General features: G+C 71.7%; 18 protein-coding genes. 9 read left to right on the top strand and 9 right to left on the bottom strand.

Annotation, left to right across the window (positions count from 1 at the left end; translation table 11 throughout):
- The 3 genes from ACIHFD_RS65195 to ACIHFD_RS65185 form a co-directional block, all read right to left on the bottom strand.
- Positions 1-311: SDR family NAD(P)-dependent oxidoreductase (locus ACIHFD_RS65195; RefSeq protein WP_397375497.1), on the bottom strand; the 311-nt coding region annotated here is incomplete at its 3' end.
- A 43-nt stretch (positions 312-354) separates the two neighbouring features.
- Entirely contained in the window at positions 355-675 is a 321-nt protein-coding gene (locus tag ACIHFD_RS65190) for a hypothetical protein (RefSeq protein ID WP_397375496.1), read from the bottom strand.
- Positions 668-1,045 (bottom strand): MerR family transcriptional regulator, encoded by a 378-nt coding sequence (locus tag ACIHFD_RS65185; protein ID WP_397375495.1) that lies wholly within the window; start codon positions 1,043-1,045, stop codon positions 668-670. Before ACIHFD_RS65185 ends, ACIHFD_RS65190 begins: the two co-directional genes overlap by 8 nt.
- Positions 1,046-1,095: 50 nt before the next feature.
- On the opposite strand from ACIHFD_RS65185, the gene ACIHFD_RS65180 reads away from it, so the two are divergent.
- The 7 genes from ACIHFD_RS65180 (at position 1,096) to ACIHFD_RS65150 (ending at position 7,148) form a co-directional block, all read left to right on the top strand.
- A complete protein-coding gene (locus ACIHFD_RS65180; RefSeq protein WP_397375494.1) occupies positions 1,096-1,980 on the top strand; it encodes an NAD(P)-dependent oxidoreductase in 885 nt (294 codons plus the stop codon).
- Positions 1,977-2,408, top strand: a complete 432-nt coding sequence (locus ACIHFD_RS65175; RefSeq protein ID WP_397375493.1) for a PPOX class F420-dependent oxidoreductase — start codon at positions 1,977-1,979, stop codon at positions 2,406-2,408. The genes ACIHFD_RS65180 and ACIHFD_RS65175 overlap by 4 nt, the downstream gene beginning before the upstream one ends.
- A gap of 105 nt (positions 2,409-2,513) precedes the next feature.
- Entirely contained in the window at positions 2,514-3,935 is a 1,422-nt protein-coding gene (locus ACIHFD_RS65170) for an MFS transporter (protein ID WP_397375492.1), read from the top strand.
- Between the two features lie 4 nt (positions 3,936-3,939).
- On the top strand, positions 3,940-4,416 hold the full coding sequence (locus ACIHFD_RS65165) for a GNAT family N-acetyltransferase (protein ID WP_397375491.1): 477 nt from the start codon (positions 3,940-3,942) through the stop codon (positions 4,414-4,416).
- A 65-nt stretch (positions 4,417-4,481) separates the two neighbouring features.
- Positions 4,482-5,864 (top strand): SUKH-4 family immunity protein, encoded by a 1,383-nt coding sequence (locus ACIHFD_RS65160; protein ID WP_397375490.1) that lies wholly within the window; start codon positions 4,482-4,484, stop codon positions 5,862-5,864.
- Between the two features lie 42 nt (positions 5,865-5,906).
- Complete coding sequence (locus ACIHFD_RS65155; RefSeq protein ID WP_397375489.1) at positions 5,907-6,632, top strand: hypothetical protein; 726 nt, start codon at positions 5,907-5,909, stop codon at positions 6,630-6,632.
- A gap of 3 nt (positions 6,633-6,635) precedes the next feature.
- Positions 6,636-7,148, top strand: coding sequence for an ATP-binding protein (locus ACIHFD_RS65150; protein WP_397375488.1), 513 nt, complete (start codon positions 6,636-6,638; stop codon positions 7,146-7,148).
- Positions 7,149-7,315: 167 nt separating this feature from the next.
- Here the strand turns inward: ACIHFD_RS65150 and ACIHFD_RS65145 are convergent, their stop codons facing one another.
- The 5 genes from ACIHFD_RS65145 to ACIHFD_RS65125 form a co-directional block, all read right to left on the bottom strand.
- Positions 7,316-8,530, bottom strand: coding sequence for an MFS transporter (locus tag ACIHFD_RS65145; RefSeq protein ID WP_397375487.1), 1,215 nt, complete (start codon positions 8,528-8,530; stop codon positions 7,316-7,318).
- 9 nt (positions 8,531-8,539) lie between these two features.
- A complete protein-coding gene (locus tag ACIHFD_RS65140; RefSeq protein ID WP_397375486.1) occupies positions 8,540-9,931 on the bottom strand; it encodes a DNA-3-methyladenine glycosylase 2 family protein in 1,392 nt (463 codons plus the stop codon).
- Between the two features lie 60 nt (positions 9,932-9,991).
- On the bottom strand, positions 9,992-11,566 hold the full coding sequence (locus tag ACIHFD_RS65135) for an ABC transporter permease (protein ID WP_397375485.1): 1,575 nt from the start codon (positions 11,564-11,566) through the stop codon (positions 9,992-9,994).
- The gene (locus tag ACIHFD_RS65130; protein WP_397375484.1) at positions 11,563-12,453 is read right to left on the bottom strand and encodes an ATP-binding cassette domain-containing protein; all 891 of its coding nucleotides are present in this window, start codon (positions 12,451-12,453) and stop codon (positions 11,563-11,565) included. The genes ACIHFD_RS65135 and ACIHFD_RS65130 overlap by 4 nt, the downstream gene beginning before the upstream one ends.
- 75 nt (positions 12,454-12,528) lie before the next feature.
- On the bottom strand, positions 12,529-12,984 hold the full coding sequence (locus ACIHFD_RS65125) for a transcriptional regulator (RefSeq protein WP_363978607.1): 456 nt from the start codon (positions 12,982-12,984) through the stop codon (positions 12,529-12,531).
- Between the two features lie 88 nt (positions 12,985-13,072).
- Here ACIHFD_RS65125 and ACIHFD_RS65120 point away from each other — a divergent pair, with 88 nt between their 5' ends.
- The gene (locus ACIHFD_RS65120; protein ID WP_397375483.1) at positions 13,073-13,855 is read left to right on the top strand and encodes an NAD(P)H-binding protein; all 783 of its coding nucleotides are present in this window, start codon (positions 13,073-13,075) and stop codon (positions 13,853-13,855) included.
- Positions 13,856-13,873: 18 nt separating this feature from the next.
- Here the strand turns inward: ACIHFD_RS65120 and ACIHFD_RS65115 are convergent, their stop codons facing one another.
- Positions 13,874-14,497, bottom strand: a complete 624-nt coding sequence (locus ACIHFD_RS65115; protein WP_397375482.1) for an FMN-binding negative transcriptional regulator — start codon at positions 14,495-14,497, stop codon at positions 13,874-13,876.
- Between the two features lie 35 nt (positions 14,498-14,532).
- Here ACIHFD_RS65115 and ACIHFD_RS65110 point away from each other — a divergent pair, with 35 nt between their 5' ends.
- A complete protein-coding gene (locus ACIHFD_RS65110; RefSeq protein ID WP_397375481.1) occupies positions 14,533-15,861 on the top strand; it encodes an aminotransferase class I/II-fold pyridoxal phosphate-dependent enzyme in 1,329 nt (442 codons plus the stop codon).
- Positions 15,862-15,944: the final 83 nt, after the last annotated feature.

Genomic DNA, 15,944 nt, shown 5'->3' with positions numbered 1-15,944 from the left:
AGCTCACGCAACTGCGCGTCGCCGACCTCCTCCACCGCGCCCACCACGGCCCGGCCCGCGTTGTTGACCAGCACGTCGAGCTGTCCGAAACGGACAAGGGTGGCACGCACGAGCTCCCCGGCCGCGCTGGCGTCCTGGACGTCGAACTTCGCGATCAGGCAACTGTCGGGGTGCTTCGCCGCCAGGTCGGCCACGCTCTCGGGCCGGCGCACCGCCGCCACCACGCGGTCGCCCGCCGCGAGCGCCGCCTCCGCCAGCGCGCGTCCGAAACCGCGGGACGCGCCGGTGATGATCCAGGTCTTTGTCGTCATGCCGGCGACGCTACGGCTTCGAGCGCGCTCGAACGCAAACCGGTTACTTGGGGTCGCGCGACCGGAAAGCCATGACGTAGAAAACCGTTGAGGCGACGAGGAAGCAGACGGTGGGGATCATCAGGATGAGGCCCAACAGCGGATCGACGTCCAGAACCTGGGGGAGCAGCATTGTCGTCAGCGAGGCGGACAGGAAGATCTGCGCCCAGGAGAACGGCTTCCAATAAGCCCATTTACCTGCCGGAACCCAGCGCGGGAGCCCTCGGTTGATCAGTGTGAAGATGCCGAGCAAGAACGGAAAAGCACACGTCGTGAGAGCGATCAGCGCCATGTAGTGCGTGGCTGTTTCTAAGGACTCAAGCATGTGACCCGCTCTCCACCACGCGCCGCTCCGTGGCGTCGATGTAGTCGCGGAGGGACTGGCGGGAGCGGGCGAGTGTGTCGATGTGCTCGTCCAGGCCGTGCAGGCGGGCCCGCAAGGTGTCCAGGAGCTCGGGGCAGGGCTCCAGGTCGGGGGCCGCGCCGGTGGCGCAGGGGAGCAGGTATGCGATCTCCTGGGTCGACAGCCCGGCTTCGAGCAGCCTGCGGATCTGGGTCACGGTCAGGACGGCGTCGTCGCCGTACTCGCGGTAGCCGTTGGTGCCGCGCTCGGGTTCGAGCAGGCCCTGGGCCTCGTAGTAACGCAGCTGATGCGTGTGGACTCCGGTCTGCCGGCTCAACTGCCCGATCAGCACGCCCGTTCCCCCTTGACCTTCATATCGGTATGAACGTTGAGGATTCTGCCATGAGCACCAACAACGCCAACCACACTCCCGTGACGGTCATCGGCCTCGGGCTGATGGGCCAGGCGCTGGCCGGAGCGTTCCTGCGCGCGGGGCACCCTACGACCGTGTGGAACCGTACGGCGGCCAAGGCCGACCAGCTGGTGGCCCAGGGCGCGAAGCTCGCCGGCTCGGTCGGCGAGGCCGTCGCGGCCGGGCCGCTCGTGGTCGTCTGCGTCACGGACTACGACGCCGTGCACGGGCTGCTCGACCCGCTGGGCGCCGTTCTCGACGGCCGAGTCCTGGTCAACCTGGGTTCGGGTACGTCGCAGGGCGCCCGTGAGACCGCCGAGTGGGCGGCGCGGCAGGGCGGCGCCTACCTCGACGGCGCGATCATGGCCGTCCCCGCGGAGATCGGGGCGGACGCCGTCATCACCTACAGCGGGCCGCGGTCGGCCTTCGAGCTGTACGAACCCGCCCTGAGGAGCCTCGGTTCGGGAACGACGTACCTCGGCGACGACCACACCCTGTCGGCGCTGCACGAGATGGCCGTGCTGAGCCTGATGTGGAACATCCTGAACGGGTTCCTGCAGGGCGCCGCCCTGCTCGGCGCGGCGGGGGTGCGAGCCGGAGCGTACGCCCCGCTCGCCGGCAAGGGGATCGAGATCGTGAACGGCTGGCTGGCGGACTACGCGGAGCAGATCGACACCGGCGCGTACCCGGCCCTGGACTCCACCATCGACACCCACCTGGCCGCGATGGACCACCTCATCCACGAAAGCGAGTCCCTCGGCGTCAGTGCCGAGCTTCCGAGGTTCATCAAGGCCCTGACCGACCGGGCCGTGGCCGACGGGCGCGGCGGCGACGGCTACGCGGCGATGGTCGAGCAGTTCCGCAAGCCGTCATGACCGCCACACCGTTCGACCCGCGCACGCTGCTCGTGGAAAGCCGGCTGGGCGTCCTCGCGACGATCAAGTCGGACGGCCGCCCGCAGCTCTCCCCGGTCATGCCCTTCTACGATTGGGAGGCCGAGGTCGTCTACGTCTCGATGACCGAGGGGCGGGCCAAGACGGCGAACCTGCGCCGGGACCCGCGGGCCGCGCTGGAGGTCACCAGCCCCGACGGCTGGTCATGGGCCACCGCCGAGGGCACGGTGACGCTCACGGGGCCAGGCTCCGACCCCCACGGCCCCGAGGTCGAGGCGCTGGTGGACTACTACCGCCGCGCCGCGGGGGAGCATCCGGACTGGGAGGAGTACCGGTCGGTGATGGTGTCCGACCGCAGGGTGCTCATGACGATGAGGGTCGAGAACGTGTACGGCGAAAGAGTCCGCTGACCGGCGGGCGTTTCGCCTTTTCCATGACCTCCCACGTAATCGCCACGGTACAGGTGCCGGCGGCATTGTCTATCTCGCAAGCGGCCACCACACCAGGAGAGCGACATGACCGCCGTCAAGGCACCCGAGTCCGCCGCCCCCCGGACGGCGGACCCCGGCCAGGGGACTTTGCTGGTCCTCCTGTCCGGCCTCTTCATCACCACCCTCGACTTCTTCATCGTCAACGTGGCGATCCCCGCCATCCAGCGGGACCTGCACGCCACGCCTTCGCAGATCCAGTTCGTGGTGGCGGGGTTCGGCGTCGCGCTGGCCGCCGGGCTGATCACCGCCGGCCGGCTGGGGGACCTGTACGGGCGGCGCCGGATGTTCGCCGTCGGCCTGGCCGCCTTCACGGTGGCGTCGGCGCTCTGCGGGGCGGCACCCACGGCCGGGATCCTGATCGGCGCCAGGATCGGTCAGGGCCTCGGCGCGGCGCTGCTGATGCCGCAGGTCCTGGCCATCATCAACACCACCTTCACCGGTGAGCACCGGGCCAAGGCGTTCAACGCCTACGGCGTCACGATGGGCTTCGGCGGCGTGTTCGGGCAGCTCATCGGCGGCGTGCTGATCAACGCGGACCTGGCCGGGCTGGGCTGGCGCACCATCTTCCTGATCAACGTGCCGGTTGGCGCGCTCGCCATCGCCCTGGTCCCGCGCCTGGTGCCCGAATCCCGCCTTCCGGGCGGCCCGAAGCTGGACCTGGCCGGTACGGCGCTCGTCTCGCTCGGCCTGGTCGCCATCGTCTACCCCCTCGTTCAGGGCCGCGAGCAGGGCTGGCCCGCGTGGACCTGGCTGTGCCTGGCGGCGGCGGTCGCCCTGCTGGCCTCGTTCGCGCTGCACCAGCGGCGGGTCGCCGCCCCGCTGGTGGACCCCGGGCTGTTCCGGCACCGCTCGTTCTCCGCGGGCACCGTGGTCAGCCTGCTGCACTCGATGACGATGGGCTCGTTCTTCCTGATCATGGCGCTCTACCTCCAGCAGGGCCGCGAACTGGACGCGCTGGGATCGGGGCTCATCTTCCTCCCGCTGGGCCTCGGCTACTTCGCGTCCTCGACGCGGGCCGTCCGGCTCGCGGCCAGGCTCGGCCGCCAGGTCGTCGCGCTCGGGGCGCTGACCATGGCCCTCGGGTACGGCCTCCTCGCCCTGACCGCCACCGCCCTGGGCGAGCACGGTCCCATCGCCTGGATCATCCCAGGGCTCGTGGTCGCCGGCGCCGGAATGGGGCTGGTCATGGCCCCGCTGCCCGCACTCGTCCTGAACGGCGTGGACCCCAGGCACGCGGCCGCCGCCTCCGGCGTGCTGAGCACCGCGCAGCAGGCGGGCGGCGCGATCGGCGTGGCCGTGGTCGGCGTGGTCTTCTACGGCGCTCTGGGCGGCTACCCGTACGCCTTCGCCATGGGCCTGCTCCTCCTCATCGCACTGGACGTGGCGGTCGCCGCCCTGGTCCAGGCCCTGCCCCGGCTGCGTAACCGCACCGAAGGGGCAGAATGAGCCGGTGACCAGTCCCATCGAGGCGCCCGCGCTCGTCCTGATCCCGTTGCGCCCGGAGCACGCCGACGAGATGGCCGTCGTGCTGTCCGACCCGGACCTGCACACGTTCACCGGCGGCGCCCCGCTCACCGCGCCGGAGCTGCGCGCCCGCTACGAGCGGCTGGTCGCCGGGCCGCCCGGCTGGCGCAACTGGGTGATCCGGTCGCGGGAGGAAGAACGGCTGGTCGGGTACGTGCAGGCCACGATCGACGGCCGGACCGCCGAGATAGCCTGGGTGATCGGCATACCCTGGCAGGGCCGCGGCCTGGCCACCGCGTCCGCCCGGGCCCTGGTCGACCAGCTCGTACGGGATGGGATCGACACGATCGTGGCGCACATCCACCCCGATCACGCCGCCTCGGCCGCCGTCGCCACGTCGGCCGGCCTGCGTCCCACCGACCGGTGGCACGAGGGGGAGGTCCGCTGGGAACGTACCGTCTGATCCGTAAAGATCCCCTACCCTTGGGGGAACTTGATCCCAAAGGTCTGACGTCGGGGTGTTGAATCGTGGTCACGCACGAAGAGATGGTCGAGGCTTTCGGTGACGAGGGCCTGCTGCTGATGGACGTCGAGCAGTGCCGCGAGAAGGGGCTCTCGGAGGAGGACGTCCGGATCCTGTCCGAGGTCGGGCTGCCGGTGCGCGCGGACCAGGCGTTCACCACCTTCATCGCGGACGAACCGCGGGTGGGCTCCCTCGTCGTGTTCAGGACGCCGGGCGGGGACCTCAACGTTCTCACGCTCGGTGGCACGTCGGGGGACACGGGCATGCGCTACTTCCTCGACATCCGCAGCGGCGTCGTCGGCCTGCTCTCGATGGACGAGACGCCGCAGGCGGAGAAGATCAACAGCTCTCTCGCGAACTTCGTCGAGTTCCTCTACCGGCTCAGGCTGCGCCAGCAGGCGTTGAACGGCGAGTCCCCGGAGGCCGGCAAGGACTACACGGAGAAGCTGTGGCTCTCCCTCAAGGAGCTGGACCCGGACGCCTTCGGCGAGGCCGAGGCCTGGTGGTCGATGGTGATGGACAGCCTGATGAGCCGGAACCTCATCTCCGAGACCCGCGCGTTCCTCGAACAGCGCCGCGCCGAGGTCTCCGACACGGTGTCCAAGCTGATCGAGTTCGAGGAGGCCGTCGCGCCGCGCGGCACGCAGCGCGAGGGCTTCGACCGGGCGCTCAGCCGGTTGGAGCACGAGGGCTGGCAGATCGTCGACGCCGAGCGCTTCGCGTCCGACACCGCGACCAGTGGCCTGCTGAGCCCGTGCGCCGACCACTTCACCCCGGACGGGACGCTGGCCGACGACGTGCCGCTCGCGTGGAGGGGCGGGCTGCCCTCCAACATCCAGGCGGCGTTCGCCCGTGAGGGGCTCGTGGTCTCCGTTCCCGGGCAGGCGGGTCAGGAAGACGACTACGACGCGCTGCTGGAGATGGACGACGACGAGCTGGCCAAGCACAGCGACGCCCTGATGGACTCGCTCATCGCCTCGGTCCACGGCCTGAACAAGCCGGAGGAAGGGGTCGTGACCTGCCTGGCCGCCGACCGGTCGTCCGACCTGTGCCGGATCTCGGCGGCCTTCGACCGGCTGGCCGCGCACGGCTACCTCGCCGAGCCCGACCTCTGGCCGACCGCCTCCGGCGCCTGGCAGCAGGTCCACGAGGCGGCCTCCGCTGCCGGGCAGCCGCCCAGGGCCGTCTTCTGGACGACGCAGTCGCACACGGCGAGCTTCGACGCGTACGGCGATCTGGTGGACGAGCTCGTCCTGCAGTGGACCGGCGATCGCGACCTGATCGCGCAGGCGCTGGCCGGCACCGGGCTCGAGGTGGAGGTTCCCGAGCACGAGAGCACCGCGTTCCTCCTGCGCCCGGCCTCGGAGGGGCGTTTCGAAGTTTCTTGATGTGAGCCGTCGCGCGCTGCGGGGCTCTGTACCGTGCTGCCGGTGAAGATCCAGAAGATGGGAACGCGGCCGTGGCTGGCCGCCGGCGCGGCGATGATCACGGTGCTCGCGGGGGTGGCCGGCCCGGCTCGGGCGGGGGAGAACTACGGGGAGTACTCCCGGTTCGCCGACCGCAGCGCCGGGCAGTACTGGTCCGACGGGCAGGCGGTCGGGCAGTGGACCTGGAAGCCCCTGTCGTCCACGACCTCGGAGATCAGCTGGGGCGACCCGAAGAAGTGGCCGCCGGACTACGCGGAGAAGTTCGTGCGCGACGGCGACTGGCTGACGCTGGACGGGTGGCGGGGGAACGGCACGTACTACACCGTCAGGGTGACCAAGGAGCAGATCGGCGACGCCAAGTGCGGCGACCTGCGTACGTTCGCCACGTCGGGCCCGCAGCACTACGTGAAGTGGGACATTCCCTCGCAGGGCTACTGCCTCAAGGCGTGGGGGACCATCACCGAGAAGTCGTCGGGCAAGGTCATCGACTTCGGCCACACCCAGATCTGGTCGCCGCCCGCGCCCTGCTCGAACCAGTACCTGAGCGGGAAGACCTGCATCAAGCAGTGGGAATCCTGGTGGGACAACAAGGACGCCCCGGGCAAGCCGATCACCAGGAAGCTGGACCGCGACCAGTACATCGCCCGCGGCCTTGGCATGGCGTTCAAGATCCAGCAGTATTTCCCGAAGGACTGGAAGTCGGAGGCACGTTCCTACTGGACCTGGTGATCCATGATCGTATGGCTGAACGGGACGTTCGGCGCGGGTAAGACGAGCACCGCGAGGGAGCTCGTCCCGCTCGTTCCCGGTGCTCGCTGTTTCGATCCCGAGCAGGTCGGCGTCATGCTGCGGACCGTCTCCGACCTCCCGAGCGTCGGTGACTTCCAGCACTGGACGCCGTGGCGGGGCCTCGTTGTGGAGACCGCGGCGCGGCTGTTCGACTACGTGGGCGGGGCGCTGGTGATGCCGCAGACCGTCCTGGTCGAGGAATACTGGCGGGAGATCAGCGCCGGCCTGCGGGAGGCCGGCATCCCCGTGCACCACTTCGTGCTCCACACCGACCAGGAAACCCTGACCCGCCGGATCGAGGCCGCCGACGACGTGTCGGCCCGGAAATGGCGGCTGGAGCACCTGCCGGCGTACGCGGACGCCTTCCCCTGGCTCAGCCGCGAAAGCCAGGTCGTCGACACGACCGAGCAGCCGCCCGCCGAGGTGGCCAGGAGCATCGCGAACCGGCTCGGCTGAGAGAGTTCATCCACAGGTGTGTGCCCAGGCCGGTGGACAGCCGGGCGGAGGTGGTCACGGGCTGTGGTATGGCGACGCCAAGCCCTGATTCTCCAGCATTCCGGCCCTTCCGGAGCGTTCGGGGCAGGTGCTTCCGCCGCCCCTGGTGAGGGCCTGTACGGGCCTGGTTATCCACAGGAGGATCCAGTTATCCACAACCGGCGGCCCTCGCGGACGAACAGCAGGGCGAAGGCGGGAAGGGCCGCCAGAGCGCTCATCAGGATCACCGCCCCCGCCAGGTTGCCCGCCACCAGCAGCGGGGTGACCACGGCGGCCCCGACGGGCGGGGTCGCCTGCATCATCGTGCGGAAGACACTGAAGACCCGGCCGCGCTGGGACGGCGGGATGCGCTCCATGCGCAGCGACTGCGCCCAGACGGTCATGGGGGCGCTGAACATGCCGATGACCAGGAAGCCCGCGGCCACCGGGATCCAGTCGGGCGACCCCAGCGCCGCCAGGAACCCTGCCGCCGCCACCAGCTCCACCACGGCGATCGCGACCAGCCTGTCGATCCGCGGCCGCCAGGCCCCGGCCACGAACCCGCCCACGAGCTCACCGGCCGACAGGGCGGCCATGAGGAGCGAGAGGGCCGCGCCGTCGCCCGGAAGCTGCTCCTTGGCCAGCCACGGGGCGACCACCATGGTCATCGCGCCTTCGGCGATGTTGAAGGCCATGAAGGCGAGCGTGGTGCCGACGAGGACTCTGTCACGGAAGACCGTCACGCGTTCGGCCTGGGGTGCCGGCTTCGCGTGCGGGCGCAGGGGGCGGCGGATCAGGGCCACGGCCACGGCGAAGCAGGCGTAGGTGGCGGCATCCAGGGCCAGGAGGTTCGCCGGGCCGAGGGTGCTCAGGAGCGGGGCGGCCAGGGTGAAGCCGATGATGCCGGAGAGGGAGTAGCTCACGGATTCGAGCGCGTTGGCGGCGTCGCGTTCTTGCGGGGCGACCAGGTCGGGGATGGCGGCCGGGACCGCCGCCATGGGGACCATCTTCAGCAGGCCGTAGAGGGCGGCGACGAGGAAGGGGAGCCAGGCCGGCACGGTCGCGACCGCCGCCGCGAAGGGGATGGATCCGACGGCGACACCGCGCAGCACGCTGTCGGCGATCAGCGCCGCCCGCTTGTCGAACCGATCGAGCAACGGCCCCGCGACCAGGCCGCCGACCACGACGGGGGCGGTGTAACAGACGGCCAGGAAGCCCAGCTTCGCCGTTCCGCCGGGCTGGGCCAGGACCAGCCAGGACAGGGCCACGAACGTCATGCTGTCGCCCACCACCGAGACGGACGCGCCGAGCCAGAGGCTGCGGAAGTCACGCCTGTTCTTGAGGAGGGACAAATAAGTCGACACGAAGGTTCCTCAGGGGGTGTGGGTGCGTGGCGCGCTCAGGTGCTGCATCGCGTACGAGCGCCAGGGCCGCCAGCGGTGCGCGTCCCCGGCCGTCAGCCCGAGGCGGTGCAGTCCCTCCTGCACGGCCGGGTCAGAGGGGAGGAAGACGTCGGGGTCGCCGAAGGCTCGCATGCGGATCCGTGCCACGGCCTCCACGTCCATGCCCGGCAGGGTCAGGAGCTCGCGTTCGGCCTGGTCGCGATCGGCTTCGGGACCGAGGTGGAGGGTCCCGGCGGCCAACGCGCGGGCCAGGGCGGTGACCGGGGCGGGCGCGTCGGAGCTCGCCAGGGACTCCATGCGAGGGAAGGCATGAGTGACGCCGGCCGCTGGATGGGGGAGTCGGGTGCCGTAGGTGCGGACCAGGCGGGCGAGCCGGGATCGGCCGGTGGGGGTCTCCTCGTTCAGGATCGCGCGGATCGCCATCTCGGCCGCGTCCACCTGGCCGGGCACGCGCCTGCCGGGAGTCCGCGCCACCACGGCGGCGAGGCGCGGGTCGCGGGTCAGGTGGTCGGTGATGTCGCGAGGGTCGGCGTCCAGGTCCAGGAGGTGGCGGCAGCGCCGTACCGCTGCCGCCAGATCCTTCAGGTCCTCCAGGTGGAGCTCGCAGGAGACGTACGTGCGCGCGGGGCGGAGCGTGACGAGGCCGAGGCCGTGCGGGAGGGTCAGCGAGCGGCGGTAGCAGCGGGCGGTGACGTCCTCCAGGCCGGGGATCGCGCGGGTGGCGAGGTAGGAGAACAGGGCCGGCAGGTCCAGGGGCGGGCGGTAGGTGAGGCGTAGCCGTACCGCGCCTGGTGGGCGGCGGGCGGAGGGAGTGCCCCGCAGGGCGGTGGGGGTCGTGCCGTAGACCCTGCGTACGGTGTCGTTGAACTGGCGGATCGAGGAGAAGCCGGCGGTGAAGGCTATCTCGCTCGCGGGCAGGTCCGTGGTCTCCAGGAGCGTTCTGGCGGTGGCCGCGCGCTGGGCCCGGGCCAGGGCCTGCGGGCCCGCGCCCAGGTCGGCGGTGAGCTGGCGGTGCAGCTGGCGCTCGCTGTAGCCGAGCCGGGACGCCAGGCCGGCGACGCCTTCGCGGTCCACGAGGCCGTCGGCGATGAGCCGCATGGCGCGGCCCACCACGTCCGCCCGGACGTTCCACTCGGGGGAGCCGGGGACGGTGTCCGGGCGGCAGCGTTTGCAGGCGCGGAAGCCCGCCTCCAGGGCGGCCGCGGAGGAGGGGTAGAAACGGACGTTCTCGCGCTTGGGAAGGGCGGCCGGACAGCTCGGGCGGCAGAAGACGCCGGTGGTCACGACGGCGACGAAGAACCGGCCGTCGAATCGGCCGTCGCGGCTTCTGAGCACGGAATACGCGTCTTCGTCGGTGAGCACGCGGACCACTCTTCCGGTTCCGCCGCCGCGCCCACTAGTGGAAATCGGACATCAAGCAGCTCAGCCCAGGTCGCGGTCGCGGAGGCGGAGCAGCGCGGTGGCGACGAGCAGCGCGGTCAGCGCGAGGATCACCGTCGCCGGAGCCGCGGTGAACGGCTCGCCCGACACCGTGTTGGGCGTGTAGTGGAACGGCTCCACGCGGCTCCAGCCCCACAGCCCGATCAGCGGTCCGACCAGGTCGCCCACCACGGTGACCGCGCCCCAGACCGTCCACGAGAACGCGACCGACACCCGCGGCAGCACCCCCACGGCGAAGGCGGCGAACGCTCCGACGAGCCAGGCGGCCGGTACGTGTTCCAGCGCCGCAGCCAGGACCCGGCCCACCGCCGGATCCCCCATGACCAGCGAATAGATCAGCCCCGTGACGAACCCGCCGAGGGCCAGCAGCGCCAGGGTGCCGAGCGCGGCCACGGCCAGGTGCGCCGCCGCCCAGCGCAGCCGGCTCACCGCGGTGGACAGCAGGGCCTCGGCGTGGCCGGAGGACTCCTCGTGGTGCAGCCGGAGCGTGGCGAGCACCGGGTAGAGCGCGACCGTGTACGCCAGCAGGAGCACGATGATCCACAGGTACGCGTCCACCGGATCCCCCGACGGACCCCCGTACCGGTGCAGGAAGGCGTCGAGGACCCAGCCGGGCTGGTCCGCGAGGCGGGGCGCGACGCCGCTGAGACCGGCGAAGAGCGCCGCGGCGGCCGTCACGCCCGCGGCCCACTTGGCCAGCAGGCCGCGCTGGAGCCGCCAGGCCAGGCTGAACGGCCCCTTCAGGTACGGTCCCGCGGCCGGCCCAGGACGTACGGGGAGCAGGCCGGCGTCCAGGTCGCGACGGGCGGACAGCGCGTACGCGAGCGCCAGCAGGACCCCCGTCGCCACCAGCGACACGATCAGCGGCCACCACCGGTCGGCCGCGTAGGCCCGCACCAGGTGGCTCCAGCCGAGCGGCGAGCTCCATGTCAGCCAGGTTGAGCCCGAGGCGTCACCGAGGTAGCGCAGCACGTAGGAGACGCCGAGCGCGAGCAGCCCGAGCGTGGTGGCGGTGCGCGCGGTCTGCGCGAGCTGGGAGGCCACCGCGCCGATCGCGGCGAAGACCCACCCCGCCGCCGTGATCGCGGCCCCGTACGCGAGCGACCCGGCCGCCTCCATGCCGATCGCGACGAGGACGCCCGCGGTGAGCGCCCCGGCGGCCAGCGCGGCGACGGTCGCGGTGACGAGGGCCGCGGTGAGCGGCGCGGCCCTGCCGATCACGCCGGACAACATCAGCTCCTGCCGCCCGGACTCCTCCTCCGCCCTGGTGTGCCTGATCACGATGGTCAGGGCCATCCAGGCGGTGAGCAGGAAGAGCAGGCCGCCGCTGCGCCAGGCCGCCATCGCGCCGACCGAGGGTTCGGCGACGGGGCCGCCGAGGCCGAGGAAGATCGGGTTTTCGGAGATCACCCGCGCGTACACGCGCAGCGCCTCCTGGGTGGTGAAGTAGCCGTCGATGTAGGAGACCAGGCCCGCGCCGAGCATGACGACGACGAGGATCCAGACGGCCGAGCGGAGGCGTTCGCGGCGGGCGGCCAGCCCGAGGAGCACGGTCATCGCGCGGCCCCCTGGTAGTGGCGCAGGAACAGGTCCTCCAGGCTCGGCGGGCTGCAGGTCAGGCCGCGTACGCCGATCGCGGACAGCCGGGCGAGCAGCCCGTCGAGCGCGTCGGAGTCGGCCTGGCACGTGAGGCGGCCGTTCTCGACCAGCACGTCGTGCACGCCGGGCAGGTCGTCCAACAGGCCGGGGGAGCCCGCCAGGTCGGCGGTGATCGAGGTGCGGGTGAGGTGGCGCAGGCCGGAAAGGGTGCCCGACTCCACGGCTCGGCCCGCGCGGATGATCGTGACCCGGTCGCACAGGGCCTCGACCTCGGACAGGAGGTGGCTGGACAGCAGGACCGTGCGCCCCGCCCGCTGCTCCTCGACCACGCTGGTACGGAAGGCGGCCTCCATCAGCGGGTCGAGCCCCGAGGTCGGCTCGTCGAGGATCAGCAGCTCGGCCCGGGAGGAGAAGGCGGCGACCAGCGCCACCTTCTGGCGGTTCCCCTTGGAGTAGGCGCGGGTTCTCTTGCGCGGGTCCAGCTCGAACCTGTCCATCAGCTCGGCGCGGCGCCGCTGGTCGAGCCCGCCCCTGGCCCGGCCGAGCAGGTCGATCACCTCGCCTCCGGTGAGCGCGGGCCACAGGGTCACGTCGCCCGGTACGTACGCCAGGCGCCGGTGCAGTTCGGTGGCCTGCCGCCACGGGTCGCCGCCGAGCAGCCTGACCGTGCCGGAGGTGGCCCTGATGAGGCCGAGGAGGATGCGGATGGTCGTGGACTTTCCCGCGCCGTTCGGGCCGAGGAAGCCGTGCACCTCGCCGGCGCGTACGGACAGGTCGAGCCCGTCGAGCGCGCGGGTCGCGCCGTACGACTTCGTCAGTGCGGCGACCGAGATCAAGTCGTCCATGGGGATTTCCTTGTGAGAAGGCATGGCGGGACGGCGGCGTGGCCGCAGAGAGCCCGCCGCGTCCGCTCTGGGTTTTCAGTCGGAGGCCTGGTCGAGCACCTTGGCGAGGCCGGCGATGGCGGTCCTGGCCGACTCGATGCGCCTGGTCTGCGCCTCGTCGGTCCAGCCGAGCCGCAGGCCCTCCGCGGCCAGCTCGTCGAACGCGGTGAACGCGGCGAGCTTCTGCCGGATGACCTTGGACCAGGCGTCGTCCTCGATCTGGTAGTAGACGTTCCGCTCCCCTGGCTTGCGGAACCTGCGGATGAGCTTGATGGACGTCAGAAGGTGCATGTTCGTCGTCAGCGAGGCGCGGCTCGCGCCGATGGCGTCGGCGATGTCGCTCGCGGTCTGCGCCGGCGGGTCGCACGCCATGAGCCAGCCCAGGACGCGGCCGGTGATCGGGGCGAGCCCCCATTCCTCGGAGACGAACGCGGCCACCCGCTCGACCCATTCGAGCACCTGCTCGCGGTCAGGGCCGTCCTGAGTGCTCATGCGGTCATCCTAACGTTCAGCTTTCTAGCCAGTAATTTCAGACTAGACTGAAACAACTGGCAATGGCAAGCCGATGTTTACTGGTTGCATGATTCTGGTTCTGGGTGCCACCGGCAGGACCGGGCGCCTCGTCGTCGCCGGGCTGCGGGACCGGGGCGTGCCGTTACGGGCGGCCTCCCGGTCGGCGTCGGTGCGCTTCGAGTGGGACGACGCGCGTACCTGGGGTTCCGTCGTCGAGGGCGTTTCCGTGATCTACCTGGTGACGCCCGAGGACCCTGTGTTCCCGGCCGGGCTGGTGGCCTCGTTCCTCGCGGTCGCGCGGGCGGCCGGAGTGCGGCGGGTCGTGCTGCTGTCCGGGCTGAGCGCGGGGTACGGGAGCGTGCCGATGGCCTCACGTGAGACGGCCGTGCGCGAGGCCGGGCCGGCATGGACGATTCTGCGACCCGGCGCCTTCCAGCAGAACTTCGCGACCCTGGCCGGGAAAGAGGAGCTGCGGCTGCCGCTGGGGCCGGAGCCGTACACCGCGCCGATCGACGTCGCCGACATCGCCGAAGTCGCGGTGGCCGTGCTCACCGGCGCGGGGCACGAGGGCCGGATCTACCCGCTGGCGGGGCCGCGCGCCCTGTCGTACCCCGAGCTCGTCGCGATCGTCTCGCGGGAGACGGGGCGCACCGTGGTGTACGTCGACGAGCCGGTCGAACGATGGACGGAACGGACGAAGGCCGCGGGCGCCTCGGAGGCGGCCATGAACTGGTCCTTGGAGACCTTCGACGCCATCCGCCGCGGGGAGTACGCCCGGCTCCACGACGGGGTCCAGCGGATCCTCGGGCGCCCGCCCCGGGAGTTCACCGTCCTCAGGCCACCCGCCTGAGTTGCTGCGCCCGGGCGCTTACCGCGCGTGGGTCATCCGCCTGAGCTGTTGGGCCCGCGCGCCCGCGTCGCCCGGCAGGTCCCGCTCGGCGAGCCCGTCCGCGATCCGCTCGCGGAAGTCGACCGGCCGGTGGTCGTCGTACTTGAACTTGGCCCGCACCCCCACCACCTCCAGCCGCAGCCCCCGGATCGCCGAGAGCATCTTCCGGTACGGCCCCGCGTCCGCGGCCAGCTCGCCGTGCCCGCCGTCGGGCTCGTGGTGGGCCAGCTGGCGGCGCAGGATCTCGGCCTTGCCCTCCTTGTCGTCCACGATCCGGGCCTGGCAGGTGAGCTGCACCGAGGCGTAATAGCTGGTCGGCACGCCGGTCTCCGGGGTGTCGGAGCGCCAGCCCGACGGGATGTAGGCGTAGTCGTCGTGCACGGTCACCACCACGGCCGGGTTGGCCTCCAGCGCGGGCCAGATCGGGTTCGGTCTGGCCAGGTGGAGCACGACCGCACTCCCGTCGAACAGGAAATGCGTCGGCACCACGACCGGCGGGCCGCCGTCCACGCCGTTCGCGGCAAGCTGCCCGAAGTCACGCGTACGCAGCCAGGCCCGCCATTCGTCGCCGTCGTGGGCCGCGTCCCAAGGATGAATGAGCATCCCATACCTTTTTGTATTAGTACATAATAAATTTTGTGTCAGAAAAATACCTGATTGCAGGTGGAACTGCCAGCGAGCTTGCGGCCGGGGTCGAGGCCGCCGTGTCGGAGGGGCGGCTTTCACCAGGCGCGATGCTCCCGCCGGTGCGCGAGCTGGCCTCCCGGGCCGGGGTCAGCCCCAACACGGCGGCGGCCGCGTACCGGCTGCTGCGCGAGCGCGGCGTCATCGAGACCGCCGGGCGGCGCGGCACGCGGGTCAGGCCGCGCCCGGCCAGCACGTTCCGGGAGGAGATCCGCATCGAGGTGCCTCCTGGCGCGCGCGACCTGTCCACGGGCAACCCCGACCCGGCCCTGCTGCCGCCCCTGGGGGACGCCCTCGCCGCCGCGGCCCGCGCGCACGAGGAGCGGCCCGCCATGTACGGGACGGGCGACGACGAGGAGCTGATCGCCCTGGCCGGAGAGCGGCTGCGCGCGGACGGCGTACCGGCCGGCCCGCTGGCGATCACCTCGGGCACCCTCGACGCGGTCGAACGGGTGCTGGCCGCTCAGCTGCGCCCCGGCGACGCGGTGGCCCTGGAGGATCCGAGCTGGACGGCCCTGCTCGACCTGGTCGGCGTCATGGGGCTGCGTCCCGTGCCGATGCGGGTGGACGACGAAGGCCCTCTGCCCGACGAGCTCGGCCGGGCCCTGCGGACCGGGGTCCGAGCCGTCGTGATCACGGCCCGCGCCCAGAACCCGTTCGGCGCCGCCGTCTCCGCCGAACGTGCCGGGGCCCTGCGGGAGGTGCTGGCGGCGTACCCGGGGGTGCTGCTCATCGAGGACGACCACGGGGCCGGCTTCGTGGACCTTCCCCTGCACCCGCTGGCGGGGGTCACGCAGCGCTGGATCCTCACGCGTTCGACGGCCAAGGCCTTCGGCCCCGATCTACGCGTCGCCCTGACCACCGGCGACCCGGTCACGCTCGGCCGGCTGCGCGGCCGCCAGCGCCTGGCCGCGGGCTGGGTCAGCCACCTGCTGCAACGCGCCGTCGCGTACCTCTGGCGTACGGACGCGGTGGACACGGCGGCGGTGGCGGCCTCGTACGCGCGGCGCAGGGACGGCCTGGTGACGGCACTGGCCGGGCGCGACATCCCGGCGCACGGGCGCACCGGGCTCAACGTGTGGGTCCCCGTCCCGGACGAGGCCACCGCGATCACCCGCCTGCTCGCCCATGGCTGGGCCGTCGCGCCCGGCGCCCGCAACCGCATCGCCACGCCGCCCGCCATCCGCCTCACCGTCTCGACCCTGGCTGTCGACGAGGTGGGCCGGCTCGCGGACGACGTCACCGCCGCCCTGCGCCCGTCCTCAAGCGGCCGGTACGGCTAGGCCCGGGACGGATACCGGGCTCCTCCACGCAGCGGCGGAAGACATCGGGCACCGAGTCGAGCACACCCGGCCACGGCCCGTCG

It is taken from the genome of Nonomuraea sp. NPDC051941 (genome assembly GCF_044593615.1).
Note: the sequence above shows the minus strand (reverse complement) of the source record. Positions and strands in the feature narration are given on the sequence as shown.